The organism is Caulobacter sp. BP25, from assembly GCF_002737755.1.
In the GTDB taxonomy this organism is placed as follows: Bacteria; Pseudomonadota; Alphaproteobacteria; order Caulobacterales; family Caulobacteraceae; genus Caulobacter.
Window position 1 is genome coordinate 122,861 of the sequence record NZ_PEGH01000018.1, and the last position, 21,664, is coordinate 144,524.

At 67.8% G+C, this 21,664-nt stretch carries 28 protein-coding genes and 1 pseudogene; 19 read left to right on the forward strand and 10 right to left on the reverse strand.

Annotation, left to right across the window (positions count from 1 at the left end):
• Positions 1-13: 13 nt before the first annotated feature.
• The 4 genes from CSW59_RS14445 to CSW59_RS14460 all read left to right on the forward strand — a co-directional run bounded on the left by CSW59_RS14445 (position 14) and on the right by CSW59_RS14460 (position 4,382).
• Positions 14-640: a YceI family protein gene (locus CSW59_RS14445; protein WP_099444703.1), complete on the forward strand. Its 627-nt coding sequence runs from the start codon at positions 14-16 to the stop codon at positions 638-640.
• Between the two features lie 86 nt (positions 641-726).
• Complete coding sequence (locus tag CSW59_RS14450; RefSeq protein WP_099444704.1) at positions 727-2,040, forward strand: YceI family protein; 1,314 nt, start codon at positions 727-729, stop codon at positions 2,038-2,040.
• Complete coding sequence (locus tag CSW59_RS14455) at positions 1,971-2,948, forward strand: L-threonylcarbamoyladenylate synthase (RefSeq protein WP_099444705.1); 978 nt, start codon at positions 1,971-1,973, stop codon at positions 2,946-2,948. Before CSW59_RS14450 ends, CSW59_RS14455 begins: the two co-directional genes overlap by 70 nt.
• A 24-nt stretch (positions 2,949-2,972) precedes the next feature.
• The gene (locus tag CSW59_RS14460) at positions 2,973-4,382 is read left to right on the forward strand and encodes an FAD-binding oxidoreductase (protein ID WP_099444706.1); all 1,410 of its coding nucleotides are present in this window, start codon (positions 2,973-2,975) and stop codon (positions 4,380-4,382) included.
• Here CSW59_RS14460 and CSW59_RS14465 read toward each other — a convergent pair.
• Genes CSW59_RS14465 through CSW59_RS14475 form a run of 3 tightly spaced genes read right to left on the reverse strand, consistent with a single transcriptional unit; the run spans position 4,357 to position 5,458 of the window.
• Complete coding sequence (locus tag CSW59_RS14465; protein WP_099444707.1) at positions 4,357-4,671, reverse strand: hypothetical protein; 315 nt, start codon at positions 4,669-4,671, stop codon at positions 4,357-4,359. The genes CSW59_RS14460 and CSW59_RS14465 overlap by 26 nt on opposite strands.
• Before the next feature lie 41 nt (positions 4,672-4,712).
• Positions 4,713-5,009, reverse strand: a complete 297-nt coding sequence (locus tag CSW59_RS14470; RefSeq protein WP_099444708.1) for a transcriptional regulator — start codon at positions 5,007-5,009, stop codon at positions 4,713-4,715.
• Positions 5,006-5,458, reverse strand: a complete 453-nt coding sequence (locus CSW59_RS14475) for a hypothetical protein (protein ID WP_099444709.1) — start codon at positions 5,456-5,458, stop codon at positions 5,006-5,008. Before CSW59_RS14475 ends, CSW59_RS14470 begins: the two co-directional genes overlap by 4 nt.
• Positions 5,459-5,593: 135 nt before the next feature.
• Between CSW59_RS14475 and yaaA the strand changes: the two genes are divergently transcribed.
• From yaaA to CSW59_RS14495, 4 genes are all read left to right on the forward strand, one after another.
• The gene (yaaA, locus tag CSW59_RS14480) at positions 5,594-6,361 is read left to right on the forward strand and encodes a peroxide stress protein YaaA (RefSeq protein ID WP_099444710.1); all 768 of its coding nucleotides are present in this window, start codon (positions 5,594-5,596) and stop codon (positions 6,359-6,361) included.
• An 81-nt stretch (positions 6,362-6,442) separates the two neighbouring features.
• Positions 6,443-7,240, forward strand: a complete 798-nt coding sequence (locus CSW59_RS14485; protein ID WP_099444711.1) for a 3-hydroxybutyrate dehydrogenase — start codon at positions 6,443-6,445, stop codon at positions 7,238-7,240.
• Between the two features lie 10 nt (positions 7,241-7,250).
• A complete protein-coding gene (locus tag CSW59_RS14490; protein WP_099444712.1) occupies positions 7,251-8,312 on the forward strand; it encodes a patatin-like phospholipase family protein in 1,062 nt (353 codons plus the stop codon).
• Complete coding sequence (locus CSW59_RS14495; protein WP_099444713.1) at positions 8,309-8,731, forward strand: NUDIX hydrolase; 423 nt, start codon at positions 8,309-8,311, stop codon at positions 8,729-8,731. The genes CSW59_RS14490 and CSW59_RS14495 overlap by 4 nt, the downstream gene beginning before the upstream one ends.
• Before the next feature lie 18 nt (positions 8,732-8,749).
• On the opposite strand, the gene CSW59_RS14500 is transcribed toward CSW59_RS14495, so the two are convergent.
• Positions 8,750-9,451 (reverse strand): hypothetical protein, encoded by a 702-nt coding sequence (locus CSW59_RS14500; protein ID WP_099444714.1) that lies wholly within the window; start codon positions 9,449-9,451, stop codon positions 8,750-8,752.
• 117 nt (positions 9,452-9,568) lie between these two features.
• Here CSW59_RS14500 and CSW59_RS14505 point away from each other — a divergent pair, with 117 nt between their 5' ends.
• The 3 genes and pseudogenes from CSW59_RS14505 (at position 9,569) to CSW59_RS20810 (ending at position 11,450) form a co-directional block, all read left to right on the forward strand.
• Positions 9,569-10,330, forward strand: coding sequence for a site-2 protease family protein (locus CSW59_RS14505; protein WP_099445256.1), 762 nt, complete (start codon positions 9,569-9,571; stop codon positions 10,328-10,330).
• A 62-nt stretch (positions 10,331-10,392) separates the two neighbouring features.
• Positions 10,393-11,175 (forward strand): SDR family NAD(P)-dependent oxidoreductase, encoded by a 783-nt coding sequence (locus CSW59_RS14510; protein WP_099444715.1) that lies wholly within the window; start codon positions 10,393-10,395, stop codon positions 11,173-11,175.
• 54 nt (positions 11,176-11,229) lie between these two features.
• Positions 11,230-11,450, forward strand: a pseudogene (locus CSW59_RS20810) (hypothetical protein).
• Here the strand turns inward: CSW59_RS20810 and CSW59_RS14515 are convergent.
• Complete coding sequence (locus CSW59_RS14515) at positions 11,447-11,941, reverse strand: helix-turn-helix domain-containing protein (RefSeq protein ID WP_099444716.1); 495 nt, start codon at positions 11,939-11,941, stop codon at positions 11,447-11,449. The pseudogene CSW59_RS20810 and the gene CSW59_RS14515 sit on opposite strands and share 4 nt — an antisense overlap.
• Positions 11,942-12,027: 86 nt before the next feature.
• On the opposite strand from CSW59_RS14515, the gene CSW59_RS14520 reads away from it, so the two are divergent.
• Positions 12,028-12,681 (forward strand): glutathione S-transferase family protein, encoded by a 654-nt coding sequence (locus tag CSW59_RS14520; protein ID WP_099444717.1) that lies wholly within the window; start codon positions 12,028-12,030, stop codon positions 12,679-12,681.
• A 67-nt stretch (positions 12,682-12,748) separates the two neighbouring features.
• Positions 12,749-13,714, forward strand: a complete 966-nt coding sequence (locus CSW59_RS14525) for a nitronate monooxygenase family protein (protein WP_099444718.1) — start codon at positions 12,749-12,751, stop codon at positions 13,712-13,714.
• Positions 13,715-13,834: 120 nt separating this feature from the next.
• Here CSW59_RS14525 and CSW59_RS14530 read toward each other — a convergent pair whose 3' ends face one another.
• Positions 13,835-14,593, reverse strand: coding sequence for a Crp/Fnr family transcriptional regulator (locus tag CSW59_RS14530; protein WP_099445257.1), 759 nt, complete (start codon positions 14,591-14,593; stop codon positions 13,835-13,837).
• A gap of 68 nt (positions 14,594-14,661) precedes the next feature.
• Positions 14,662-14,871, reverse strand: a complete 210-nt coding sequence (locus CSW59_RS14535) for a hypothetical protein (protein WP_099444719.1) — start codon at positions 14,869-14,871, stop codon at positions 14,662-14,664.
• Positions 14,872-15,041: 170 nt separating this feature from the next.
• Between CSW59_RS14535 and CSW59_RS14540 the strand changes: the two genes are divergently transcribed.
• Genes CSW59_RS14540 through CSW59_RS14560 form a run of 5 tightly spaced genes read left to right on the forward strand, consistent with a single transcriptional unit; the run spans position 15,042 to position 18,756 of the window.
• Positions 15,042-15,473: a TIGR02301 family protein gene (locus CSW59_RS14540; protein ID WP_099444720.1), complete on the forward strand. Its 432-nt coding sequence runs from the start codon at positions 15,042-15,044 to the stop codon at positions 15,471-15,473.
• Positions 15,474-15,504: 31 nt separating this feature from the next.
• Positions 15,505-16,491 carry an SPFH domain-containing protein gene (locus CSW59_RS14545; protein ID WP_099445258.1) on the forward strand — a complete coding sequence of 329 codons (987 nt, stop codon included), beginning with the start codon at positions 15,505-15,507 and terminating at the stop codon, positions 16,489-16,491.
• A 4-nt stretch (positions 16,492-16,495) separates the two neighbouring features.
• On the forward strand, positions 16,496-16,957 hold the full coding sequence (locus CSW59_RS14550; protein WP_099444721.1) for an NfeD family protein: 462 nt from the start codon (positions 16,496-16,498) through the stop codon (positions 16,955-16,957).
• A 60-nt stretch (positions 16,958-17,017) separates the two neighbouring features.
• Positions 17,018-17,998, forward strand: a complete 981-nt coding sequence (locus CSW59_RS14555) for an ABC transporter ATP-binding protein (protein WP_099444722.1) — start codon at positions 17,018-17,020, stop codon at positions 17,996-17,998.
• Positions 17,995-18,756, forward strand: a complete 762-nt coding sequence (locus CSW59_RS14560; protein ID WP_099444723.1) for an ABC transporter permease — start codon at positions 17,995-17,997, stop codon at positions 18,754-18,756. The genes CSW59_RS14555 and CSW59_RS14560 overlap by 4 nt, the downstream gene beginning before the upstream one ends.
• Here CSW59_RS14560 and CSW59_RS14565 read toward each other — a convergent pair.
• The gene (locus CSW59_RS14565) at positions 18,753-19,232 is read right to left on the reverse strand and encodes a recombinase family protein (protein WP_099445259.1); all 480 of its coding nucleotides are present in this window, start codon (positions 19,230-19,232) and stop codon (positions 18,753-18,755) included. The genes CSW59_RS14560 and CSW59_RS14565 overlap by 4 nt on opposite strands.
• 88 nt (positions 19,233-19,320) lie before the next feature.
• The gene (locus CSW59_RS14570) at positions 19,321-20,175 is read right to left on the reverse strand and encodes an SDR family oxidoreductase (protein ID WP_099444724.1); all 855 of its coding nucleotides are present in this window, start codon (positions 20,173-20,175) and stop codon (positions 19,321-19,323) included.
• Between the two features lie 78 nt (positions 20,176-20,253).
• Here CSW59_RS14570 and CSW59_RS14575 point away from each other — a divergent pair, with 78 nt between their 5' ends.
• Positions 20,254-20,700 carry a helix-turn-helix domain-containing protein gene (locus CSW59_RS14575; protein WP_099444725.1) on the forward strand — a complete coding sequence of 149 codons (447 nt, stop codon included), beginning with the start codon at positions 20,254-20,256 and terminating at the stop codon, positions 20,698-20,700.
• Here the strand turns inward: CSW59_RS14575 and ftrA are convergent.
• On the reverse strand, positions 20,697-21,656 hold the full coding sequence (ftrA, locus tag CSW59_RS14580) for a transcriptional regulator FtrA (protein WP_099445260.1): 960 nt from the start codon (positions 21,654-21,656) through the stop codon (positions 20,697-20,699). The two genes, CSW59_RS14575 and ftrA, sit on opposite strands and share 4 nt — an antisense overlap.
• Between the last annotated feature and the right edge of the window lie 8 nt (positions 21,657-21,664).

A 21,664-nucleotide genomic window follows, 5' to 3' on the forward strand; every position in this document is an offset into this window, starting at 1 on the left:
GAGATCTTTCCCGATGTTCCGTCCTTACGCCTATGCCGTCCTCGCGGCGACCTTGCTCGCCGCCCCGGCCGCCCTGGCCGCGCCGGGCGTCAGCTCCGTCAAGCCCGCCGACCTGCCCGCCGGCCGCTATGTGCTCGACAAGACCCACGCCTCGGTCGTGGGCAAGATCAAGCACATGGGTTTCTCGAACTACCAGTTCCGCTTCGCCAAGGTGGACGCCGAGTTCACCTACGACCCCAAGGCCCCGCAGGACGCCAAGATCAAGGTGACCGTCGACCCGGCCTCGATCGACACCGGCTTCGACGAGTTCGGCCTGAAGTTCAACAAGGAGCTGGCCGGCGACGGCTGGCTGGAGGCCAACAAGTTCCCGACCGCCACCTTCGTCTCGACCAAGGTCGAGCCGGGCGCGGGCCAGACCGGCAAGGTCTATGGCGACTTCACCCTGCACGGCGTGACCAAGCCGATCGTGCTGGACGTCACCTTCAACGGCGTCGGTTCGGGCTTCGCGCCGGGCAGCGTCAAGACCGGCTTCTCGGCCTCGACCACCATCAAGCGTTCGGAATTCGGCGTCAGCAAGTACGTGCCGCTGGTCGGCGACGACGTCGCGCTGAGCATCGAAGTCGAGTTCGACAAGAAGTAAGCTTTGGGCGCATCGCGCGGGTCCCACCGGATCGGCGCGATGCGCTCTTCATGTCTCTGTCTGGCTTTGACTGCCTGGAGTAACCGATGGCCGCGACCCGCACGCGCTACACGACGGTGGCGATTGTCCTTCACTGGCTGATCGCCGCGGCCATTGTCTTCCAGGTGATCGTCGGCTGGCGCATGAGCGACGGGCCCAAGGGCGCGCCGACCACCTTCGCGCTCTTCCAGCTGCACAAGTCGATCGGTTTCACGATCCTGCTGCTCAGCGTCGCGCGGCTGGCCTGGCGCCTGTTCAATCCCGCGCCGCCCGCTCCGGCCCATCAGCCGCGCTGGGAGCAACTGGCGTCCAAGATCGTTCACATCGGCTTCTACGTGATCATGATCGGCCTGCCGCTGACGGGCTGGATTCTGGTCTCGACCAGCCGGATCGTGGTGCCGACGATGTGGTGGGGCGTGATCCCGTGGCCGCACCTGCCGGGCCTGCCCGAACTGGCCGCCGGCCCCAAGCACGTCTGGCACGAGGTGGGCGAGATCGGCCACGGCGTGCTAGTCAAGCTGACCTATCTGCTGCTGGCCCTGCACCTGGGCGCGGTCGCCAAGCACCAGGTTCTCGACAAGGACGAGGTGTTCCAGAACATGGCCCCGGGCGCCAAGCCCGGCCTCAAGGAGCCGCGCGCCTGGCTGGCCGCCGCCGGTTTCGCGGCCGTGGTCGCCGCCGGCTACCTGTTCACCCCGACGCTGAAGATCGCCCAGTCCGCGCCGCCGCCGCCCGCCGCTGAAGCTGCTGCTCCGGCCGAGCCCGCCGCGCCGGCGCCGACCGAGCAGGCCGCTCCGGCCGCTCCGGTCGCCGACGCGGCCAAGCCCGAAGTCGCGGCCGCCGAAGCCCCGCCCGCCCTGAAGGACCCCGTCGCCTGGACCGTCCAGAAGGGCGCCGGCCTGACCTTCTCGGCGACCTGGTCCGGAACGCCCATCGAGGGCCGCTTCAACCGCTGGACCGCCGACATCCTGTTCTCGCCCGACGCCCTCGATCGCTCGAAGCTGACCGTCAGCGTCGACATGGCCTCTGCCGTCACCGGCGACGACCAGCGCGACCAGAGCCTGCCCAGCGGCGATTTCTTCGACACCGCCGCCCATCCGAAGGCGACCTTCACGGCGACGAAGTTCCGCAAGACCGGCGAGGGCCAGTACGTCGCCGACGGGACCCTGGACCTGCGCGGCGTGAAAAAGCCGCTCAGCCTGCCGTTCTCCCTGAAGATCGACGGCGACACGGCGACCGCGCGCGGTGTAACCACCCTCGACCGGACCACGTTCGGGGTTGGACAGGGCGAATGGGCGTCTACGGATCAGATCGCGGCCAAGGTGAAGGTCAGCTTCTCGCTGACCGCCAAGCGGAAATAGAAGCGGCCGCCAGCGTCCTGCGCGCGGGCGGCCTCGTCATTCTGCCGACCGAGACCGTCTATGGGCTGGGCGCCGACGCGGCAAACCCGACGGCCGTGGCGGCGATCTTCGAGGCCAAGGGCCGGCCGCGCTTCAACCCGCTGATCGCCCACGTCGCCGACCTGGAGACCGCCGAGCAGATCGCAGACTTCGACCAGCGCGCCCGCGACCTGGCCCGCGAATTCTGGCCAGGCCCCCTGACCATCGTCGCGCCGATCAAGGACGCTTCGGCTGTCTGCGACCTGGCCCGCGCGGGCCTGGACACCGTCGCCATCCGCGTGCCGCGCCATCCCGTTTCCCGCGCCGTGCTGGCCGCGTTTGGCGGGGCCGTCGTCGCGCCGTCGGCCAACCGCTCGGGTCGTCCCAGCCCCACCACCTATGCCGACGCCATGGCCGAGACCGGCGATAAGGCGGCCGCCGCCCTAGATGGCGGTCCGTGCGCCGTGGGCCTGGAATCCACGGTGGTCTCCGTGCTGGATGGTCAGGCCCGCCTGCTCCGCCCCGGCGCGGTGACCCGCGTCCAGCTACAGCAGATCGTCGGGCCCCTGGCCGAGGCCGATGACGACGCCAAGCGCTCGCCGGGGCGGCTGGCTTTGCACTACGCCCCCGACGCGCCGGTGCGGATCAACGCCAAGGCGCCCAAGCCGGGCGAAGCCTTCCTGGCCTTTGGCGGCGGCGCCAGCGGGGAGGGAGTGTTCAACCTCAGCCCGACCGGCGATCTGGCCGAGGCCGCGTCGAACCTGTTTTCCTATCTCCGCGCCGCCGACCGCACCCATCCTTCGGCCATCGCCGTCGCCCCCATTCCCGAGGAAGGGCTGGGCGAGGCGATCAACGATCGGCTGCGCCGCGCCGCCGGCTTCATCGGCTGACCTTTCGAGCGTAAGGTAGCGACCATGACCAAGCCCGTTCCCGCTGATGTCGTTTCGCGTTTGAAGGCCGTGCTCGGCGAGGGCGGCTGGAGCCAGGATCCGGACGTGATCGCGCCGATGCTGGTCGAGTGGCGCGGCCGCTGGAAGGGCGAGACGCCGCTCTTGGTCACCCCGCGCACGACCGTCGAGGTTGCCGCCGTGGTCGGCATCTGCGCGGCCGAGGGTGTGGCGATCACGCCCCAGGGCGGCAACACGGGCCTCGTCGCCGGCCAGATCCCGCATGGCGAGATCCTGCTCTCGACCCGCAAGCTGACCGTCGTCCGCGACGTTGATCCGATCGACGACGTCATGGTGCTGGAGGCGGGCGTCACCCTCTATGAAGCCCATCAGCAGGCCGCCAAGGTTGGTCGCCGCTTCACGGTCGGTGTGGCGTCCGAGGGCTCCTGCACGATCGGCGGGCTGATCTCGACCAATGCCGGCGGCACGGCCGTCTTGCGCTACGGCATGATGCGCGAGCAGGTGCTGGGCATCGAGGCGGTCCTGCCCAATGGCGAGATCTGGAACGGCCTCAAGCGCCTGCGCAAGGACAACACCGGCTACGACCTCAAGCAGCTGCTGATCGGGGCCGAGGGCACGCTGGGCGTGGTCACCGCCGCGTCGCTGAAGATCCAAGCGCCGCTGGCCTCGCGGGCGGTGGCGATCGTCGGTCTCGGCTCGCCCGCCGACGCTATCCAGCTTCTGGCGCGGGCCAAGGAGGAGACGGGCGGCTCGGTCGAGGCGTTCGAGCTGATGGGCCTGCTGGGCTTTGCCCTCACCGTCCGCAACGTGCCGGGCCTGCGCGACCCGTTGCCGACCGAGCATCCCTGGTACGTGCTGATCGAGATCGCCAGCGGCGAGCCGCGCGCGGCCGAGGCGGCGCTGGAGCGTCTGCTGACCGGCGCCTTGGAGAGCGGTCTGATCGCCGACGCCGCCGTCGCCCAGACCGAGACGCAGGAGAAGGCCTTCTGGCACATCCGCGAAGGCCACTCCGCCGGCCAGAAGCCGGAAGGGGCGGTTTGGAAGCACGATGTGTCCGTGCCGGTCTCGAAGATCCCCGACTTCATCGCCCGCGCCGACGCGGCGATCGAACAGGCCTTCCCGGGCACGCGGATCGTGGCCTTCGGCCACGTCGGCGACGGCAATGTCCATTACGATGTGTTGAAACCCGTCGGGGCCGACGACGACGCCCACGACGTGCAGCGCGAGGCGGGCGCCAAGATCGTCCACGACATCGCCGCCAGCGTCTCCGGCTCGATCAGCGCCGAGCACGGCCTGGGCGCGATGAAGACGGCCGAGGCCCTGACCTACAAGGACCCGATCGAGGTCGCAGCGCTGAGGGCGATCCGCCAGGCCCTGGATCCCAAGCGGATCATGAACCCTCGAGTGCTGTTCTAGCCGCGCGCTTGCGGGCTCGCAGGAACAGCACGAGCATCACCGCGAACGCGCCAGCGGGGATCGTGGACTTGTAGAAACCGGGCTGCGAGCCTGGCAGCAGGTTGATCGCCCACGGGATGAAGCCCCAGCGGCCGGTCGACTGCTGCATCCAGAACGCCCCGACGCCGACGAAGCACATCACCGCCCACACGGGACGGAACTTCAGCGTCCGGTCGCGCAGGACAAAGAACAGCGCCACGAACATCGGGATCGGCCAGGCGAAGGCGGCGGCGAGGCCAAGGGTTTGCATGCCCGCTGGTTAGCCTCGTCGCTCTCCCCGGTCGAGCTATTTCAGGTCTCTGGCACCCCCGCCATCATCGCCTTGAGCGTCGCGAGATGGCCTTTCAAGGCTTCGCGGCCGGGCTTTGAGAGCGACAGCCAGGTGCGCTGGCGACCGTCAGAGGCGGCCTTCCTGACCTTGACGTAGCCGGCCTCCTCCAAGGTTTTGACGTGCTTAGAGAGGACCGACTCCGACACGTCCAGCGCCTCGCGCACCGTGGCGAAGTCGATGGTGTCGACGGCCGCCAGCATGCAGCACATCTGCAGGCGGTTGGGGGCGTGGATCACCGGATCGAGTTCGAAATTCACAGCGGACGCCCGTCGCGCAGATCGGCGCGGAACGCCGCTTCCCAGACGAAGCCGCCTATGGTGACGATCACGGCGGTCAGCCCACCGAAAACCAGCGGCGCCAGGGTCAGCCCGCGCTCGCGCACAAGCCAGATCGAGATCAGTCCGCCGACCATGGCGAGCGCGGCGAGGCCCAGCGCGACCCAGCGCGTGCGTCCGGCGCGATAGCCGCTGATCCACAGTCCTGTATGACGCTTGTAGGCGCGCACCAGCAGAACTAGGCCAACGATATAGGCGGCGTAGAAGGCAAGCATAATCGGGACCGGCTGGCCTTGCACCGCGATCAGGCCGCCGATCAACAGGCCCAGCGCCGGATGATACCAGACCGGCGCTTTGGCGCGCTCGGCCATGTCGGCATTGGCGGCCTCGACCTCGGCCAGCATGCGCAACGCGTCTTGCTCTCGGGTCATGGCGACCTCCTTACTTTCCAATGTGGAAAGTTATATCTCGTCACTTTCTGGATTGGCAAGTAAAAGCTTTCCGTGGTGGAAAGTGATAGGGCTCGGCCCTAGCGCAGGGCCCTCGAAGCCTCTATCTCCCCACCCATGTTGTTGGTCATCTCGCCCGCCAAGTCGCTGGACTTCACCGCGCCCACCCAGGCGCTGCCCATGACGACGCCTGAGCTGAAGGCCCAGATCGGCGAGCTGGCCAAGGTCACGCGTAAGCTGACCGCCGCCGACCTGAAGCGTCTGATGCACATCTCCGACGCCCTGGCCAAGCTGAACCGCGAGCGCTTCCAGGCCTTCGACTCCGAGCTGGAGGATGGGCTGCAGGCGATCATCGCCTTCAACGGCGACGTCTATGGCGGCCTGGCCGCGCGCGAGCTGGACCGGCCGGCGTTGGAGTGGGCGCAGGACCACCTGCGGATCCTGTCGGGTCTCTATGGCGTGCTGCGCCCGTTCGACGCCCTGCAGCCCTATCGCCTGGAGATGGGCACGCGCTTGAAGACCAAGCGCGGCCATAACCTCTACGACTATTGGGGCGAGACGATCTCGCAGACCCTGAACGCTGCGGCCTCGGGCCACGCCGATCCGACGCTGGTGAACCTAGCCAGCCAGGAATATTTCGGCGCGGTGGACGCCAAGGCGCTGAAGCTTCCTGTGGTCACCTGCCACTTCAAGGAGGAGAGGGCCGGCGCGCTGCGCGTTCTGGGCTTCTTCGCCAAGAAGGCGCGTGGGCGCATGGCGCGGTACGCGATCGACAACCGCGTGGACAAGGCCGCCGATCTGAAGGGTTTCGACCTGGACGGTTACCGTTTCCAGCCGGGGCTCTCGACCGACGCGGACTGGGTCTTCACGCGGCCTCAGCCTTGACGCAATAAGGCCTCGCCGGGGGCTTTATCGAGCGATATGCTGCGCCGCAGCACGTTGGTGCGGAGTTCAAGGAGCGCGCGCATGGCCGTCGATTTCGGGTTGCAGGGGCAGGTCGCCATCGTCACCGGGTCGACCAGCGGGATCGGCCATGCGCTGGCCGACTCCCTCGCCGCCCAGGGCTGCAATATCGTCATGAACGGCCTGGGCGAAATGAACGCCATCGAGCGCGCCCGCTCGGAAATGGCCGAAAAGCACGGCGTTGAGGTGCTGTATCACGGCGCCGACATGACCAAGCCGATCGAGATCGCCGACATGGTCAAGGCCGCCAAGGCTGAGTTCGGCGAGCTGGATATCCTCGTGAACAACGCCGGCGTCCAGTACGTGGCGCCGGTCGAGGAGTTCCCGGACGACAAGTGGGACCTGATCATCGCGATCAACCTGTCCTCGGCCTTCCACGCCACCAAGGCCGCCGTGCCGATCATGAAGGAGCAGGGGCGCGGACGGATCGTCAATATCGCCTCGGCCCACGGTCTGGTCGCTTCGCCGTTCAAGTCGGCCTATGTCGCCGCCAAGCACGGCATCCTGGGCCTGACCAAGACGGTCGCCCTGGAGGTCGCCCAGGCCGGCATCACCTGCAACGCCATCTGCCCGGGCTTCGTGAAGACCCCCCTGGTCGAGGCCCAGATCGCCGATCAAGCCAAGGCGCGTGGCATCTCGGAGGAGGCGGTGATGAAGGACGTGATCCTGGCCGCCCAACCGACCAAGCAGTTCGTCACCTTCGAGCAACTGGGCGGTCTGCTGCTGTACCTGGTGTCTGACGCCGGCGCCTCGGCCAATGGCGCGGCTTTCCAGGTCGACGGCGGCTGGGTGGCGCAATAGGCTCGGCTCCGTGCCCATCCCGCCCTTCACCCGCAAGAAGCCCGCCGGCCGGTCCTTAAGCCTGGCGCTGCAGGGCGGCGGCGCGCACGGCGCCTTCGAGTGGGGCGTGCTGGACCGCCTGCTCGAGGAAGAGGATCTGGAGATCCAGGCCGTCACCGCCGCCTCGGCCGGCGCGATGAACGCCGTCTGCCTGGCCCAGGGCCTGATCGACGACGGCAAGGCCGGCGCCAAGGCGCGGCTGGAGTCCTTCTGGCGGCAGGTCAACCGGGCCGGCGGTCGCAACGTCTTTGGCGACACCTCGATCTGGACCAGCGCCTTCTCTGGCGGCGTTGAGTGGTGGAAGAACACGCCGGGCTGGCGGATGGCCGAGAGCCTGGCCCTGTCGCTCAGCCCCTACGAGTTCAACCCGTTCAACCTGAACCCGCTGCACGACCTGCTGGAGGCCGAGGTCAAGTTCGACCAGCTGCGCGAGCGCTCGCCAGTCAAGCTCTACATCGCCGCCACGGCCATCCGCACCAGCAAGTCCCGGATTTTCCGCGAGACCGAGCTGACCTCGCGCCACATCATGGCCAGCGCCTGCCTGCCGCAATTGTTCCAGGCGATCGAGATCGACGGCGAGCCCTATTGGGACGGCGGGTATCTGGCCAATCCGCCGCTTTGGCCGCTGTTCTATGACGACACGCCCGATGACATCCTGATCATCACGCTCAATCCGTTCGTTCGGGAAGAGACGCCCAAGTCGCCGGGCGAGATCATGGACCGGCTGAACGAGATCACCTTCAACGCCTCCCTGGTCTCGGAGCTTCGGGCGATCGGCTTCGTGCAGAAGCTGCTGGACGAGGGGCTCTTGAAGGACACCGCCCGGGGGCGCTACCGCAAGATGCTGGTCCACGCGATTACGGCCGACACGCCGCTGGCGGATCTGTCGTTGTCGACCAAGTTCAACACCGAGTGGAGCTTCCTCGTCGACCTGAAGGAGCGCGGGCGCGCCGCCGCCGAGGGCTGGCTGACCGATTGCGGAACCTGCATCGGCGTGAAGTCCAGTGTCGATCTCAAGGTCGGCTTCCCGTGAGCCTCCATCCCGTGCCCACGGTCGGGGTCGTCTGCCTGCGGGGCGACGAGGTGCTGCTGATCAAGCGCGGAACGCCGCCACGCCTCAACCAATGGAGCCTGCCCGGCGGACGGCTGGAGTGGGGCGAGACCACCGCCGTCGCGGCGCTGCGCGAACTGAAGGAAGAGACCGGCGTCGACGCCCAGCTCCTGGGGTTGATCGACGTGATCGACGGGGTGTTTCCGGCCCGTCCCGGCGGGGAGATTACCCGCCACTATGTCCTGATCGACTATGCCGCCCGCTGGACTGCCGGCGAGCCGGTGGCTGGCGACGACGCGGCCGATGCGCGGTTCGTTTCCCGCGACGAGGCGATGGCGCTGGTGGAATGGGAAGAGACGCGGCGGGTGATCGCCGAGGCGTACACGCGGTTCGGGACCTAGTGCTTCCTCCGTCGCGTCCTAGGACGTGACCCGCACGCCGCTGAAGTGGGCCAGTGTGCCTGGACCGATCCATAGCGCCACGGCGCCCTTGGCGTCGGCGCCGTGCTTGAGGTCGCCGACGATCAGGGTTGGCTGCTCGGCGCCGTCGACATGGAGCTGGGCCTTGGAGCCCTTGACCACGATCCGCACGTGCGTCCACCGGCCCGGTACGAGATCGACATAGGTCTCGTACTTGGCCGGGGCTTCGGCGCGCAGCCGCTCCCAGGTATGATCGGGGTGCGAGATGTACTGGACGGCATGGTTTCGGCGTAGCTGGTCGTCGGCGCGGCCGTTGGTTGGGCGCAGATAGATGGCCTCCAACCTGTCCTCGTCTTGCACCCGGAAGGCCACGCCTACGAAGCCCCGCGCCGTGGCGCTGGCCGTGGCGCTCGGTGCTCCGCTAATCCAGGCCTCGATGTCGCCATCGCCGAAGGTGGGCGTGTCCAGAACCACCAGTCTGTCGAGCCCCGGGGGATTTTCTAACGCCGTGGCGCGCAAGGCGGGACGGCCCTCGTAGTCTGTCCGCGCCGTCTCAACGCCAATGGCCCGGATCGTTCCGGTCTCCAGTCCCGTCCCGGCCGCGACTCGTGATGCGGCCAGGGGCGCCAGGGCGCTGGCCGAGACCATCGTCAAAGTGGCTCCGCCAATCAGGCGTCGACGGGTTTGGGCATTGCCGGACATTGGAGCCTCTTCGTGGCGAGAGGGCATCAACTTCATAGTGGCATGGCCGCATCAAGGCCGAGCTCCTGGTTTGCCGGGGTGCTTGCGCTTGCGCGCCAATCCCCCGACATCTTCAGCATGACCCTGATCGACGCTCCAGCGCACCGCTTCTCCATCAGTCCCAACGCCCTGATCCTGCTGGCCGCCTGCGTGGGCCTGGGCTGGGCGGTCGCCGCCGAGGTCCCGCCCGTCGGCGTTATCACCTTCGCCTTCGTCGCGGCGGCCTGGGTGTTCAGCGTCGGGATTCACGAGTTCGGCCACGCCCTGACCGCCTACAAGGCAGGCGACACGACCATCATCGAGAAGGGCTACCTGACCCTGGATCCGCTGAAATATTCGGATCTCGCCACCACCATCGTCATTCCGCTGATCGCTCTGGCCCTGGGCGGGATCGGCTTTCCGGGCGGGGCGGTCTATCTGCGCGAGGACTTGATGCGCTCGCGCGGCTGGCGGTCCCTGGCCTCGCTGGCCGGGCCGCTGGGCACGCTGGTCGTCCTGATCGTTCTCGCTGCGGCCTTGCCGTTCGTCGCCTCGCCCGCCCTGCGCCACGCGCTGGCGCTACTGGCCTTCCTGCAGGCCACGGCCTTCGTGCTGAACCTGCTGCCGGTCCCCGGCCTGGATGGCTACGGCGTGATCCGGCCGTTCCTGCCTGACAGCGTCCGCGCGGCGATGATCAAGGTCGAGCGGGTCGGGTTCCTGGTGCTGTTCGCCATGATCTTCTTCGTGCCCGGCGTCAGCGAGCTGATCTTCAAGGCCGCCCTGACGATCACCGATCTGCTGGCCGTGCCGAGGACGGCCATCGGCGATGGCTGGCGGACGTTCCACTTCTGGGGGTCTTGACCTTCGACGCCTGATCCCCTCCCTTTCAAACAAGCGTTCAAGATAAGAAGGGGAGGATCGCCATGGCTTATGCGCCGTTCAATCTGTCGGGCAAGGTCGCCTTGGTCACCGGCGGCAACCGGGGCATTGGCTTAGGCATGGCCAAGGCGATGGCGCAGGCCGGCGCCGACATCGTCATCTGGGGCTCCAACCCCGAGCGCAACCTGGCCGCCGAACAGCAGCTGACCTCCCTGGGCGTGCGCGTAAAGGCCCAGACGGTGGACGTCTCCGACGAGGCCCAGGTCGCCGAGGGCATGGCCGAGGCCGTCGCCGCTATGGGGCGGGTCGACGCGGTCTTCGCCAACGCCGGCATCGGCTACGGCTCGCCCTCGTTCGTCGAAATGAAGACCGAGGTCTATCGCAAGGTGCTGTCGGTCAATCTGGACGGGGTGTTCTTCACCCTGCGCGAGGCCTGCCGCCACATGGTCGAGCGCGCCAAGGCCGGCGATCCCGGCGGCTCGCTGGTCGGCATTGCATCCCTGGCCGCCATCGAGGGCGCGGCCAAGAACGAGGCCTACGCCGCGACCAAGGGGGCAGTGATCTCGATGATCAAGTCGGTGGCCGTGGAGCACGCCCGCTACGGCGTGCGCGCCAACGCCATCCTGCCCGGTTGGATCGCCACCGACATGACGGCCGGCGCCCAAGGCAATTCGGCCTTCGCCGAGAAGGTCATCCCCCGCGTGCCGGCCCGTCGTTGGGGTGAGCCCGAGGACTTCGGCGGCATGGCCGTCTACCTGGCCTCCGACGCCTCCAGCTACCAGTCGGGGACGACGATCGTGATCGACGGCGGATACTCGATTTTCTAGATCGGCGTATCTTGGACTCTTGAGTCCATAAAGCCCTATTGAAAACATGGTCTTGTGCGGCCTGCGCGGTGGTGGGAAGCTTCTCTCCCGACAGCCCGAACGTCAGATTTGGGCGCCGACGAGGAAACGAGAGAATGATGACGCCCCAAGACGTTGTCAGCCTGGCGCCGCCGCGCGGCTTTCTGATGATGCTGGCCCTGGCCTTCACGGGCATGATGGCCTGCTTCTGGACGCACCACGCCGACGTCGAGGCTGAGCTGGTTCGCCGCGACTAGGCCCTGGTCTCGGCCAAGGCCTTCTCGAAAGCCGCCTTCAGTTCCGCGCTCACCGAGCGCTGTGGCGGCCTCGCGCCCAGGTGGATGGCGCGCAGCTCGTCCATGAACGCTTCCCACATCGAAGGACCGCCGGCCTCCAGAAGCTCGGCGCGGATCGCCAGCTCCGGCGTGGTCGGCGTATGGCGTCGGCCCCAGGCGCTCATCTGCGCCAGTAGGGGAACTAGCTGGATCGAGGGCTCGGTCAGGCTGTAGACGCCCTTCTGCTTGTGGCTGGGGTCGTCGACCCGGGACAGCAGCCCATTGGCCAGCAGCCGCTTTAGCCGATCGGCCAGCACGTTCGAGGCGATGCCTTCCTCCGACTGGTTCAGCAGCTCGCGGTAGTGTCGTCGCCCCCCAAACATCACGTCGCGCAGAACGATCAGGCTCCAGCGGTCGCCCAGCAGTTCGAGCGTCAGATTGATCGGGCATCCAGATCGGTGGGGGTGGGACATCGTCGCTCCAACAAACTGGTTGCGATGTAGGATCAGTGTGGCTAATCATCAACTGCTTGCAAGTTGCAATCAGATTGAGGCGACCCGTGTCCCTGACCCTCTATGCGCATCCCTTCTCGTCCTACTGCCAGAAGGTGCAGATCGCGTTCTATGAGAACGCCGTGCCGTTCACCTACCGCCTGCTGGGTCCGGAAGATCCCGCCGCGATGGAGGAGCGTCAGGCGCTCTGGCCGCTGGGCCGCTTCCCGGTGGTCGTGGACGACGGCGTCACGGTGGTGGAGTCCAGCATCATCATCGAGCATCTGCAGCTCTTTCATCCCGGGCCGGTGAAGCTGCTGCCGGACGATCCGAAGGCGGCGCTGACGGTGCGTTTTTGGGATCGCTTCTTCGACAACTACGTGATGACGCCTATGCAGGTCCCGGTCTTCGAAGCCATCCGGCCCGATGGCGGGCGCCAGGAGGCGATGGCGGAAGCGGCCGTTGCTCTCGACACCGCCTATCAGTGGCTGGAAGAGCATCTCACGGGCCCCTGGGCGGCGGGCGAGGCCTTCTCGATGGCGGACTGCGCCGCGGCGGCGTCGCTGTTCTACGCCGACTGGGTGCGGCCGATCGGCGAGGCCTTTCCGAAGGTGCGCGCCTATCGCGCCCGACTGCTGGCCCGGCCTTCGATCAGCCGCTGCGTGGAGGAGGGGCGGCCCTACCGGCATTTCTTCCCGCTGGGCGCGCCTGACCGCGACTGACCTCGCGGCAGGCTTGTGAGGCGGCCGTCGCGCCCTGATCCTTTCGAAAACACGGGAGGAACGGGTCATGGGTCTGCGCACGCCGCTCTGCGATCTTCTGCACATCGAGCACCCGATCCTGCTGGCCGGCATGGGCGGGGTGTCCTACGCGCCGCTGGCCGCCGCCGTGTCCAACGCGGGCGGCTATGGCGTGCTGGGCATGGCCGGTACCTCGCCGGACTTCATCCGCGCCCAGATGCGCGAGGTGCGAGCCCTGACCGACAAGCCGTTCGGCGTCGACCTGCTGGCCGCAACGCCCGACGCCCTGACCGCCAGCGTCGAGGTGATCATCGAGGAAGGCGCCAGTGCCTTCATCGCGGGGCTGGGCGTGCCGACCCCGATCATCGAGAAGCTCAAGGCTGCGGGCCTGAAGGTCATGGTCGTCTGCGGCGCCGTGAAACACGCCGTGAAGGCGCAGGCCGCCGGCTGCGACGCGGTGATCTGCCAAGGCGGCGAGGGCGGTGGTCACACCGGGCTCGTCGGCACGCTGCCCTTGGTGGCCCAGGCCGTCGAGGCGGTGAAGATCCCGGTGGTCGCCGCCGGCGGGTTGTATGACGGACGCGGTCTGGCGGCAGCGCTGGCCCTGGGCGCGCAAGGCGTCTGGATGGGCACGCGCTTCATCGCCTCGGCCGAGGCCCACGCGGGTGACCTCTATCGTCAGGCCGTGATCGAAGCGACCGACGAGGACACCGTCCGCACCCGCTGCTACTCGGGCAAGCCGATGCGGGTAAGGAAGAACGCTTACGTCGAGGACTGGGAGGCGCGGCCGGCCGACGTCCAGCCGTTCCCGCAGCAGGCCATGGTCTCGATCCGCAATGGCGCGATGGGCGGCATCGGCGGCCAGATCGACGGCTTGGATCCCGACAAGTCCTGTTTCGCCATGGGCCAGAGTGCAGGCGGTATCCACGACGCTCCGCCGGCGGGCGAGATCGTGGCGCGGTTGATGGCCGAGGCCGAGGCGGCGCTTACGCGGGCCAGCGCCCTTTGGACCTGACAATCCTCCCCCCATCGGGGGAGGTGGTCCTAAGGACCGGAGGGGGAAGTGCTGGAGCGGCTGCCCCTTCCCCCTCCGTCGCCTCTTCGAGCCGACACCTCCCCCACGGGGGGAGGATTTCTAGTCCGCCACCTTCGGCAGCACCTTCTTGAAGTGCGCCTCAATGGCGTCGTGGCACTCGCAGGCGCGTCTTTCGAGGCTGGCGCGATCCAGGATCTCCATGCGGCCTCGGCCGATATGGATGACGCCCGCGTCCTGCAGCGTTCGCGCCGCGCCGCTGATCGTCGTCCGTTGCACGCCTAGCATATGGGCCAGGGTCTCCTGGGTCAGGCGGATCGGCGCGTCGCCGGCGCGGTCGTGGGCGGCGAGAAGCCAGCGACAGACGCGCTGCTCGATCGGGTGCACGGCGTTGCAGGCCACGGTTTGCATCATTTGAGCGATGAGAACGTCGGCGTAGCGGGCGAATAGGTCGGCCACGGCCGGAACGCGGGCCTTGATCTCCTCAAGCCGCTGCACCGGCAGGGTGAAGGCGCGGCCGGCGGTGCGGACGACCGTCCGGCCATAGGCGGGCTTGAAGCCGGCGCTGACGACGCCGCCGATCGCCCCCTCGCGGCCGACATTGGCAGCCTCGATCTCCTGCCCGTCGGCGGTGACGACCAGCAGCGAGCACAAGGTTGTGTCGCACGGCAGGTAGGTGTGCTCGACATCCTCACCGGCGTCGAGCAGCACTGCGTCCTGCGCAAGGTCGACCAGGATCAGATAGGGCGACAGCGCCGCCAGGGCGTCCGGCCGCAAGGCGGCCAGCAGACGGTTGGAGGAGAACGGCTGAGCATCGTCGCTCGCGCCGCCCCCGTGAGAAAGACGGACGGCAGCAGACATGAAAACCTCCGTGACCATGCTTAAGCGCACAGTTCACGGCTTAGTTTCCGACGAGGCCTCGGAACGCTCTAGCTGAGCGTCGTCGGGCGACGAAGCATCCAGTCGTCTTCCTGTTCGTGCAGCACAACCGGCAGGCCCAGTCCGCGAGGATGCTCGGCCAGCCGAAGCGCGGCGGCGCGGGCTGCGTCGCGTGTCTCGTAGGCGCCGAAACGCAGATTGTCGCCGATGATTGACCAGCGGTCCCCAACGCGGACAACGCCGTAATGCACCTCAGTCATGGCTAGACCTCCTTGCAATATCCACAGGGAACGCCAGATCGGCATTGATCGCAAGATGTTTATTAACAAAGCTTTTTTGACACCGGTGGACACTTATCCCCAGGGCGCTCCCCATCCGGACGGTGTTCGGTCGCGTGACACGGTCGCGCGCCTTGGTCATAACCAGGGCCATGTTCCGTCCGCTCGTTTCCGCGATTGTCGCGACCGCGCTTCTCGCCGCCAGACCGGTCGGCGCGCAGGATCGTCCGGCCGAGCAGCGCCAGCGGCTTCTGGAACTGGCCTATGCCCTGGGCGAAAGCCACGCCCTACGCCAGGCTTGCGAAGGCGAGGGCGACCCCTACTGGCGGGCGCGGATGATGCGCCTTGTTCAGGTCGAGCGCCCTGGCCCCACCTTGGAAGCTCAGCTCCGGGAGCGGTTCAACGCCGGCTTTGTCGCGCGGCGCGCCGCCTATCCCGGCTGCGACGAGGCTGCCCGCAAGGCTGAGGCCCAGGCCGCCCGGCACGGCCAGGCGCTGGCGCTTAAACTCTCGCAGTCGACGATCCAGGTCCGCCGCGAGCCGTCGGCGCCGGATTCCGTGGCGGACGGCGAGACAGCGCGCTAAGCTCAACCAGAAGGTTGTGAAGGAGGGCGTCTTGGGCGTCTCGCTCGTTGTTCTGATCCTGCTCGTCCTGGCGTTCGTCCTGGTCGTCAGCGTGATCAAGATCGTGCCCCAGGGGCGCGAATTCACCGTGGAGCGCTTTGGCCGCTACACCCGAACCCTGAAGCCCGGCATCAGCATCCTGACCCCGTTCATCGAGACGATCGGGCGCAAGGTCAACATGATGGAGCAGGTGCTGGACGTTCCGCAGCAGGAGGTCATCACCAAGGACAACGTGTCGGTGAAGGTCGACGCGATTGTCTTCATCCAGGTCATGGACGCCGCCGCCGCCGCCTACCGCGTCGACAACCTGATCTACGCCATCACCCAGCTGGCTCAGACCAATCTGCGGACCGTGGTCGGCTCGATGGAGCTGGACGAGGTTCTTTCCCAGCGCGACGCGATCAACTCCCGCCTGCTGTCGACCATCGACCACGCCACCGGCCCTTGGGGCGTCAAGGTCGCGCGGATCGAGATCAAGGACCTGACGCCGCCGCCGGACATCACCAACGCCATGGCCCGCCAGATGAAGGCCGAGCGCGAAAAGCGCGCGGTGATCACCGAGGCGGAAGGCGAAAAGCAGTCCCAGATCGCTCGCGCCGAGGGCCAGAAGCAGTCGGCCATCCTGCAGGCCGAGGGCCGCCGCGAGGCCGCCTTTCGTGACGCCGAGGCTCGCGAGCGCGAGGCCGAGGCCGAGGCCAAGGCGACGGCCTTCGTGTCCGAGGCGATCTCCAAGGGCGATGTCAACGCCATCAACTACTTCATCGCGCAGAAGTACGTCGAAGCCTTCGGTGAGCTGGCGCGTAGCCCGCAGCAGAAGACCGTGATCGTGCCGGCCGACTTCGCTGGCCTGACGGGGACGGTCGCGGGGGTGAGCGAGCTGATCAAGAGCCTGGGCGCCGACGCGCCGCGTCCGGCCCCTACGCCTCGCCCAGCCCCGACCACCACCAGCACGCCGACCGGCGGCAAGCGCGGAGCCTGAGCCCATGAGCGCTCTTCAAGGCCTCTATGCGTCGCATCCGTTCTGGCCCTGGCTGGGCCTGGCGGCGTTATTCCTCGCGGTCGAAGTGGCGACGGGCACGGGCTGGCTGCTTTGGCCCGCCGCCTGCGCCTTCGTCGTCGGTCTGCTGGCCGAGGCGCTGCGGCCGGGCCTGGCCATCGAGCTTGGCCTGTTCGCCGTGCTGACCATCGCCTCGACCTACTTCGCGCGGCGGTTCCTGCGACCGGTGCTGGACCCCACCAGCCCCGACCTCAACGATCCGCTGCAGCGCCTGGTCGGTCAGCACGGTCAGGTCGTGGCGCTGTTCGAGCAGGGCCGGGGCCGGGTCTTCGTCGACGGCAAGGACTGGGCGGCCGAAAGCGACGGGTCCAACCCGCTGCTCGACCAAGAGGTGGTCGTCATTGGCGTCGACGGCGCGGTGCTGAAGGTCCGTCCGCAGACCTCCTGACGGCGTCCTGCTGACAAAAAGCGCCGTCGCCCCTGTTATTGCCGCGCGGCGGCGCCATCTGTGGCGGCGAACGCCAGCTCTGGCGTCCCTGCTTCACGCTCACAGGGAGACGGCGTGACCTTCATCATTTCGGTAAAGGGTCTGAACAAGACCTACGCGTCTGGCCACCAGGCGCTGAAGACGATCGACCTCGATATCCGCAGGGGCGAGATCTTCGCCCTGTTGGGACCCAACGGCGCGGGCAAGACCACGCTGATCAGCATCATCTGCGGCATCGTCAATCCTAGCCACGGGACGGTGACCGCCGACGGCCACGACGTGGCGCGCGATTATCGCGCCGCGCGGACCAAGATCGGGCTGGTGCCGCAGGAGCTGCACACCGACTCCTTCGAGACGGTCTGGGCCACGGTCAGCTTCTCGCGCGGGCTGTTCGGCAAGCCGCGCAACGACGCCTTGATCGAGAAGATCCTTCGCGACCTGTCTCTGTGGGACAAGAAGGACAGCAAGATCATGGCGCTGTCGGGCGGCATGAAGCGCCGGGTGATGATCGCCAAGGCGCTGAGCCACGAGCCGACCATCCTATTCCTGGACGAGCCCACCGCCGGGGTCGATGTCGAGCTGCGCCGCGATATGTGGGAGATGGTCCGCAAGCTTCGCGAGAGCGGCGTCACCATCATCCTGACCACCCACTATATCGAGGAGGCCGAGGAGATGGCCGACCGGATCGGGGTGATCAACAAGGGCGAGATCATCCTGGTCGAGGACAAGGCCGTCCTGATGCGCAAGCTGGGCAAGAAGCAGCTGACCGTGCACCTGAAGGAGCCGCTGGCGGCCCTGCCGGCTGGCCTCGCCGATCCGTCCCTGGCCCTTACCAATGACGGCGCCGACCTCGTCTACACCTTCGACGCCCAGGCCGAGCACACCGGCATCGCCGACCTTCTGAAGCGCCTCTCCCAGCAGGGCGTCGAGTTCAAGGACCTGAAGACCGACCAGAGCTCGCTGGAAGACATCTTCGTCAGCCTGGTGAGGGCCCCGCAATGAACCTCTATGCGATCAAGGCCATCTACAAGTTCGAGATGGCGCGGTGGTTCCGCACCCTGGCCCAGAGCGTCATCTCGCCGGTGCTGTCGACCAGCCTCTATTTCGTGGTGTTCGGCTCGGCCATCGGCTCGCGCATGCAGGCCATCGACGGGATCAGCTACGGCGCCTTCATCGTGCCGGGCCTGATCATGCTGTCGCTGCTCAGCGAGAGCATCTCCAACGCCTCGTTCGGCATCTACATGCCCAAGTGGGCCGGCACGATCTATGAGCTGCTGTCGGCGCCCGTCGCCTGGTACGAGGCCGTGGCCGGCTATGTCGGGGCGGCGGCGACCAAGTCGATCTGCCTCGGTTTGCTGATCCTGGCGACGGCGCGGATCTTCGTGCCGTTCGAAATCGCCCACCCGTTCGTGATGCTGCTGTTCCTGGTGCTGACGTCGGTGACCTTCAGCCTGTTTGGCTTCATCATCGGGGTCTGGGCCGACGACTTCCAGAAGCTGCAGATCGTGCCGCTGCTGATCGTCACGCCGCTGACCTTCCTGGGCGGCAGCTTCTACTCGATCAAGATGCTGCCGGAGCTCTGGCAGAAGATCACCCTGTTCAACCCGGTCGTCTATCTGATCAGCGGCTTCCGCTGGGCCTTCTACGGCCAGTCGGACGTCGGCGTTGGCGTCAGCCTCGCCATGACGGCGGTGTTCCTGGCGGCGTGCCTGACGGCGGTCTGGTGGATCTTCAAGACCGGGTACCGGCTGAAGGTCTAGTCTTCGTCCTCGTCTTCCGTGTCCTCGGCCTCGGCCGGGGGCGCCGCCTTCAGCCCCTTCAACCCGCCCGCCTTGGCGCCCTTGGCGACCAGGGCGGTTTCGGCGCGGCGGACCATGGCGCGCTCGCCGTTGAAGGCGGCCAGGGCCTGGCAGGCCTCGAAGAACCCAGAGTCCTGGCGCGTGTCGATCTCGGGCTGCTGGACGACCAGGTGCAGGCCGCGCGCGCGCAGCTTCAGCACGACGTCCATCACCGCCACCAGATCGCCGCCAAGCGCGTGAAGGCTTGGTGCGGCTAGCACGCCGCCAGGCTCCAGGGCTTCAAGGGCGCGCTCGAGGCCCGGCCGCACGACGCCCGAGGCCAGGCAGCGGTCGCTGAACACCTGCTCGCAGCCCAGCAGCAGCAGGCGCTCCTCCTGGGCGGGACTGAAGAACACCCCTGGCGCGGGCGGCACGCGATAGTAGCCGACGAATTTCATCATCCGCCCATCGCAAACCCGCCGCCCTCTGGCGAGGGGAAAACCGCGACCGCCCACAGACTTCGCGGGCGGTCGCGGTCAGGCGGGGCTAGAGCGACTCCAGGACGCCCGCGACGAACGCCGCCCAGGGCGTGGTCGGACGACCGATCAGGCGCGAGAGCTGGCGACCGTCGTCGAACAGCCCGCCCTGGGCGGCGCCGACGTCCGATTGGGCGAGCATGGCGGCCACCGGCGGCGGCAGGCCGATGCTCTTCAGAACCTCGGCGTAGGCGGCTTCCGGCAGGTTGTTATAGGGCAGGTCGCGGCCGGTCTGGCGCGAGGCTTCGGCGGCGAGATCGGCCATGGTGAACGCCTCGTCGCCAGCCAGCTCATAGGTCTTGCCCGCGTGGCCTTCGCTGGTCAGCACCACGGCTGCGGCGTCGGCATAGTCGGCCCGCGTGGCGGCCGAGATGCGGCCTTCGCCCGCGCTGCCGACAAAGGCGCCAGCGTGAAGCGCGCCGGCGATCGCGCCCGCGTAGTTCTCCAGGTACCAGCTGTTGCGCAGCAGGGTGTAGGCGAGGCCGGACTCGCGGATCATCGCCTCGGTCGCGTGGTGCTCGACGCCCAGGCCGATCGGCGTGGTGTCGGCGCTCAGGATGCTCGTATAGACGATCCGCTCGACGCCGGCGGCCTTGGCGGCTTCGATCACGTTGCGGTGCTGGGGCACGCGTTGGCCAATGGCGTCGCTGGAGATCAGCAGCAGCACATCGACGCCCGCCAGCGCCGCCGTCAGGGTCTCGGGCTTGTCATAGTCGGCGGCGCGAGCCGGAACGCCCAGGTCGGCGGCCTTGGCCGGATCGCGAACCAGGGCGACGAGGGTCTCGGCCGGCGCGCGGGTCTTCAGCTGCTCGATGACCAGTCGGCCCAGTTGGCCGGTGGCGCCGGTGACGGCGATGATCGTCATGTTCCTGCTCCTGTTTAGCGGACGATCGTCATCTAGGAGACTTGCTTACTTTTCATAAGTACGTACATGAAGGTAAGTATGGAAAAGCCCGATCCTTCCGAAACGGCCCCGCGCCGACCGCTCTCCGAGATCATCGCCAATGGCGGCATGCAGGGGAACCTGATGGCGGCGGCCTGCCCCTCGCGCGAGGTGCTGAACCACGTCACCAGCCGCTGGGGCGTTCTGGTGCTGATGGCGTTGGAGACCCGCACCCTGCGGTTCAGCCAGCTGAAGCGTCAGATCGGCGGCGTCAGCGAGCGGATGCTGGCCCAGACGCTCAAGCACCTGGAGGGCGACGGCTTCGTGCGCCGCCAGGCCTTCGAGGTCGTGCCGCCGCATGTCGAGTACAGTCTCACGCCGCTGGGTCTGGAGGTCGCCGAGCGGGTGCGAAGCCTCGCCGACTGGATCGAGGTGAGCCTGCCCCGCATCCTGCCCCATTGGGATCCCGAGGCGCTGGTGGCCTACGCGCCAGAGACGGTCGCTTAAGTCGTGGCGAACCGAGCGCGGTAGGCGCCGGGCGTCGTGGCGAACTGGCGGCGGAAGTGGTGGCGCAGGGCTGGCGCGCCCAGCCCCACGGCGGCGGCGATCTGGTCGATCCCGGCCGAGGAGGTTTCCAGCAGGTCGCGGGCGCGGTTCAGACGGGCCGCCAGCAGCCAGCGGGCGGGCGTCTGGCCCGTCCCCGCCTCGAACCGGCGCAGGAAGGTGCGCTGGCTCATTCCGGCGGCTTCGGCCAGGGCGCGAATGGTGTGCTCGCCCGAAAGATCGCCCCGCATCCGGTCTAGGATCGGCGATAGGCGCGAGGCCTCATGCGTGCTCGGCACCGGCCGGTCGATGAACTGGGCCTGGCCGCCGTCACGGTGGGGCGGGATCACCAGGCGGCGCGCCACGGTGTTGGCCGCTTCCGGGCCGAAGTCTCGACGGATCAAATGCAGGCCAAGATCCAGCCCCGCCGCGCTGCCCGCCGAGGTCAGGATCGTTCCCTCGTCGACATAGAGGACGTCCGGCAGGACCTCGATCGCGGGATGGCGCGTCCGCAGCGTCTCGGCGTAGCGCCAGTGGGTCGTGGCCCGACGCCCATCCAGCAAGCCGGTCGCCGCCAGGACGAAGACCCCAGAGCAGATCGACATCAGCCGCGCGCCCCCCGCGTGGGCGGCCTTCAACGCCTGGACCAAGGGCGTGGGAACAGGCTGGTCGGCTCCCCGCCAGCCCGGCGCGACGATGAGGCTGGCCCCCGCGAGCAGCTCAAGTCCGCCGTCGGCCGCGATCCGCACGCCGCCCAGGCCCCTCAGGTCGCCCGGCTCGACGGCGGCCGTGGCGAACCGATACCAGCCTTCGCCCATCTCTGGCCGGGGCAGGCCGAACAGTTCGACCGCCACCCCGAACTCGAAGGTGCAAAGGCCGTCATAGGCGAGCGCCACGACCAGCGGCGAGGGGTTTGGCATGATCTTTA

Excerpts from the sequence above, each read along its gene's own strand:
- CSW59_RS14445 (WP_099444703.1), top strand. The coding sequence starts at position 14 with ATGTTCCGTCCTTACGCCTATGCCGTCCTCGCGGCGACCTTGCTCGCC.
- CSW59_RS14450 (WP_099444704.1), top strand. The coding sequence starts at position 727 with ATGGCCGCGACCCGCACGCGCTACACGACGGTGGCGATTGTCCTTCAC.
- CSW59_RS14455 (WP_099444705.1), top strand. The coding sequence starts at position 1,971 with ATGGGCGTCTACGGATCAGATCGCGGCCAAGGTGAAGGTCAGCTTCTC.
- CSW59_RS14460 (WP_099444706.1), top strand. The coding sequence starts at position 2,973 with ATGACCAAGCCCGTTCCCGCTGATGTCGTTTCGCGTTTGAAGGCCGTG.
- CSW59_RS14465 (WP_099444707.1), bottom strand. The coding sequence starts at position 4,671 with ATGCAAACCCTTGGCCTCGCCGCCGCCTTCGCCTGGCCGATCCCGATG.
- CSW59_RS14475 (WP_099444709.1), bottom strand. The coding sequence starts at position 5,458 with ATGACCCGAGAGCAAGACGCGTTGCGCATGCTGGCCGAGGTCGAGGCC.
- yaaA (WP_099444710.1), top strand. The coding sequence starts at position 5,594 with ATGTTGTTGGTCATCTCGCCCGCCAAGTCGCTGGACTTCACCGCGCCC.
- CSW59_RS14485 (WP_099444711.1), top strand. The coding sequence starts at position 6,443 with ATGGCCGTCGATTTCGGGTTGCAGGGGCAGGTCGCCATCGTCACCGGG.
- CSW59_RS14500 (WP_099444714.1), bottom strand. The coding sequence starts at position 9,451 with ATGTCCGGCAATGCCCAAACCCGTCGACGCCTGATTGGCGGAGCCACT.
- CSW59_RS14505 (WP_099445256.1), top strand. The coding sequence starts at position 9,569 with ATGACCCTGATCGACGCTCCAGCGCACCGCTTCTCCATCAGTCCCAAC.
- CSW59_RS14510 (WP_099444715.1), top strand. The coding sequence starts at position 10,393 with ATGGCTTATGCGCCGTTCAATCTGTCGGGCAAGGTCGCCTTGGTCACC.
- CSW59_RS14515 (WP_099444716.1), bottom strand. The coding sequence starts at position 11,941 with ATGTCCCACCCCCACCGATCTGGATGCCCGATCAATCTGACGCTCGAA.
- CSW59_RS14525 (WP_099444718.1), top strand. The coding sequence starts at position 12,749 with ATGGGTCTGCGCACGCCGCTCTGCGATCTTCTGCACATCGAGCACCCG.
- CSW59_RS14530 (WP_099445257.1), bottom strand. The coding sequence starts at position 14,593 with ATGTCTGCTGCCGTCCGTCTTTCTCACGGGGGCGGCGCGAGCGACGAT.
- CSW59_RS14535 (WP_099444719.1), bottom strand. The coding sequence starts at position 14,871 with ATGACTGAGGTGCATTACGGCGTTGTCCGCGTTGGGGACCGCTGGTCA.
- CSW59_RS14540 (WP_099444720.1), top strand. The coding sequence starts at position 15,042 with ATGTTCCGTCCGCTCGTTTCCGCGATTGTCGCGACCGCGCTTCTCGCC.
- CSW59_RS14550 (WP_099444721.1), top strand. The coding sequence starts at position 16,496 with ATGAGCGCTCTTCAAGGCCTCTATGCGTCGCATCCGTTCTGGCCCTGG.
- CSW59_RS14560 (WP_099444723.1), top strand. The coding sequence starts at position 17,995 with ATGAACCTCTATGCGATCAAGGCCATCTACAAGTTCGAGATGGCGCGG.
- CSW59_RS14565 (WP_099445259.1), bottom strand. The coding sequence starts at position 19,232 with ATGAAATTCGTCGGCTACTATCGCGTGCCGCCCGCGCCAGGGGTGTTC.
- CSW59_RS14570 (WP_099444724.1), bottom strand. The coding sequence starts at position 20,175 with ATGACGATCATCGCCGTCACCGGCGCCACCGGCCAACTGGGCCGACTG.
- CSW59_RS14575 (WP_099444725.1), top strand. The coding sequence starts at position 20,254 with ATGGAAAAGCCCGATCCTTCCGAAACGGCCCCGCGCCGACCGCTCTCC.
- ftrA (WP_099445260.1), bottom strand. The coding sequence starts at position 21,656 with ATGCCAAACCCCTCGCCGCTGGTCGTGGCGCTCGCCTATGACGGCCTT.